The following is a 2,961-nucleotide window of genomic DNA, read 5'->3' on the forward strand; positions in this document are numbered from 1 at the left end:
TAGTTAGGATTTTCGTAAGATTACTTCTATTTTCGTCACCAAAAGTAAGTTCTTTGAATTTTACCATGATGAGCAAAACCCACTAATTACGATTAAGGAAATTTTGCAAACCCTTATAAGTATAAGTTCCAAGGTCAGGAGCGCCAAGATGAGCTGGGACTGAACTGGGATAGCTTCAAGTATAGAAACTATGATTATGCTATTGGTCGTTTTATGTGTATCGACCCATTGGCAGAAGATTACAATTTTCAATCACCCTATAGTTTTTCAAGTAATAGAGTTATTGACCATTTTGAATTGGAAGGTTTAGAAGGTGAAGATTTCAGGTTTAGGGAACAAATGAAAGCAAATGGAGGTATTCAAGCTCGAGCAGAAATTGATGCTGAAAAAGCCAATTCTGGAGCTTTTATGGCGGCAGTAAGACTTGTTACCCCAGTTGAAGATATTTATGGCGTTATAACGGGTAAAGATTTTGATGGCAATAATTATGATAGAGGTCAGGCAACTGCAATGATTGCATTAACACTTTTTCCAGAAGTAAAAGCTGAAGCTAAAGCTGGAATAGTAGCCACGGAAAAAGGTTTAGTTAAAGCTAGTGAAAAAATAGTAATTGACGATGCTAAAAAAGTAGATAGAGCTTTATTAAATGAACCTAAAAAGCCTGGAAGTGCGCCAACATTTAAAAAAGATGGTACATCTGTTGAGATTCATCATGAAGGACAAAATGCTAAAGGGCCATTTCAAGAAATGCATAAAAATGACCATCGAGTTGGAGAGAATTATGGAAAGAATCACCCTTCAGGTCAGAAACCATTAACAAAAACAGAAAGAAAAGAATTTAATCAAGCTAGAAGGGAGTATTGGAAACAAGAATATCCTAAAGCCCAAAAGTAAAATAAAGATGGATGTAAAAAAGAAATGCGAAAAGCTATTAGAGGAATTATATAAATTTTCGAGTGATGTTATCTTTTTTGGAAGCGCAATAGAAGATGATAGATTAGAGATATTTGAGGAAAGTATTGGTTATTTTTTATCTCATGATTTTAAATATATTTTGAAAAAACATAATAAAATATCTCTTTTTGGAACAGAAGTATTAGGTTTTGATATTGAATTTGAAAATTCATCATTAGAAAAAGTATACCAATTTGAACACTTTGAAGTTTCTAATAAAATGCCTTCCCATTTTTTGCCATTTTCACCAGATGGAAGAGGTAATCATTATTGCTTAGATTTATCAAAAAATATAGATGGAATTACGCCAGTAGTATTTTGGCAATGGGATTTTGTTTATGAAAGTTATGATGATGTTGAAATTTCGAATAGTAATTTTATTGAATGGGTAGAAGAAGTAATGATTGAATGGAACTTAGATGATTATGATTACGATGGCTCGGAGAGATAGGATAATGTATCAGATGTGTTGGTGGTTAATTATTCCAGCTCTCCGAAGAGTTCCCCAACCCCAGCTGCGCAAAGTGTGGTTGCTGTGCAAACGTCTCTGACTTTGCACCCACAACGATAATCGACAAAGAATAGAACCAATAAACCTCGCCAATCGGCGAGGTTTGTGGTTTTAGAATTATAGGTATTTTTTTTCTGCATAAATGCCACCCACAAAGTTGAATTAAAAACAAAAATTTTCCCCATCAAATCAATGGAGGAGCCATACAGCTTATGGCAGCCAATACCTATGATAATTTGGGACAATTGACCAGTAAAAATGTAGGGAATACTACGGCAAGCCCACTCCAGAAAGTTGATTTTAATTACAATATTAGAGGCTGGCTCACAGAGATTAATAAAACAGCCAATTTGCAACAAGGCACAGATGCCAAAGATTTGTTTGCTTTCAAAGTAAGTTATAATGCGCCTCAGGCAGCAATTATAGGTGTTAACGCACTTTATAACGGGAACATATCCGAGACGCTATGGAAAACAAGCTCTGATAATATAGAAAGAGGGTATGGTTATACCTATGATAAACTAAACCGATTAAAAACCTCTATTTATGAAAAAAGCGGATTAACCACCAATGCCTATGATGAAAATCTGACTTATGATAAAAATGGTAATATCGTGTCTTTACTCAGAAAAGGAGATTTAGACCCTCAAACAGGTGCTATAATAATCGATAATTTAGTTTATGGTCCAGTGGCAAATTCAAACCAATTGGCCAAAGTAGATGACAGTTCTAATAATACCAGCGGATTTAATGATTTGAATAAAACAGGCGATGATTATACCTACGATGGTAATGGTAATATGATCACCGACAAAAACAAAAACATTACAGATATCAAGTATAACCAACTGAATTTACCCAAGAAAATTACATTTGGCACAACAGGTAATATTGAGTATTTTTACGATGCAGCAGGACAGAAAATACAGAAAACTGTAATTGAAACAGGTAAACCTACAGTAATTACAGATTATTTAGGAGGTTTTCAGTACAAAGACACTAATCTGGAGTTTTTTCCAACTGCAGAAGGCTATGTTAAAAATACAGCCAATGTTCTTTCGTATGTGTTCCAGTATAAAGATCATTTAGGAAACGTACGTGTAAGTTATGCTAAAAACCCAACCACACAGGTTCTTGAAATTATTGAAGAAAACAATTATTATCCTTTTGGATTAAAACACAAGGGGTATAATGATTATGCGCCAAATACGAATAAGTACAAATATAATGGTAAAGAACTCCAAGATGATAATGTTGGTATGTTCGCATTGAATTTGTATGATTTTGGAGCAAGAAATTATGACCCCGCACTTGGACGTTGGTTAAATATCGATCCTAAAGCTGAAACTTCTCGTCGATGGACTCTATATGGAAAAACCGGTCAATTTGACCACCTAATTCCGGAGTAAATTGACCACCCGTTCCGGAGCAAACTGACCACCTGATTCCGGAGCAAATTGACCACCAGGTTTTGTGGTTAATTAACGATTAAAAAC

The 2,961-nt window shown here is 34.7% G+C and carries 3 protein-coding genes; all 3 read left to right on the forward strand.

From position 1 onward, the window contains the following. The first annotated feature begins 159 nt into the window (after window positions 1–159). The 3 genes from ACN1CN_RS22640 to ACN1CN_RS22650 all read left to right on the forward strand — a co-directional run bounded on the left by ACN1CN_RS22640 (window position 160) and on the right by ACN1CN_RS22650 (window position 2,874). A complete protein-coding gene (locus ACN1CN_RS22640; protein WP_419137943.1) occupies window positions 160–894 on the forward strand; it encodes an HNH/ENDO VII family nuclease in 735 nt (244 codons plus the stop codon). Window positions 895–901: 7 nt separating this feature from the next. Then, on the forward strand, window positions 902–1,405 hold the full coding sequence (locus ACN1CN_RS22645) for an SMI1/KNR4 family protein (RefSeq protein ID WP_419137939.1): 504 nt from the start codon (window positions 902–904) through the stop codon (window positions 1,403–1,405). A gap of 272 nt (window positions 1,406–1,677) precedes the next feature. Further along, window positions 1,678–2,874 carry an RHS repeat domain-containing protein gene (locus ACN1CN_RS22650; protein WP_419137941.1) on the forward strand — a complete coding sequence of 399 codons (1,197 nt, stop codon included), beginning with the start codon at window positions 1,678–1,680 and terminating at the stop codon, window positions 2,872–2,874. Window positions 2,875–2,961 lie beyond the last annotated feature (87 nt).

This window comes from Flavobacterium sp. T12S277 (genome assembly GCF_048514875.1).
In the GTDB taxonomy this organism is placed as follows: domain Bacteria; phylum Bacteroidota; class Bacteroidia; order Flavobacteriales; family Flavobacteriaceae; genus Flavobacterium.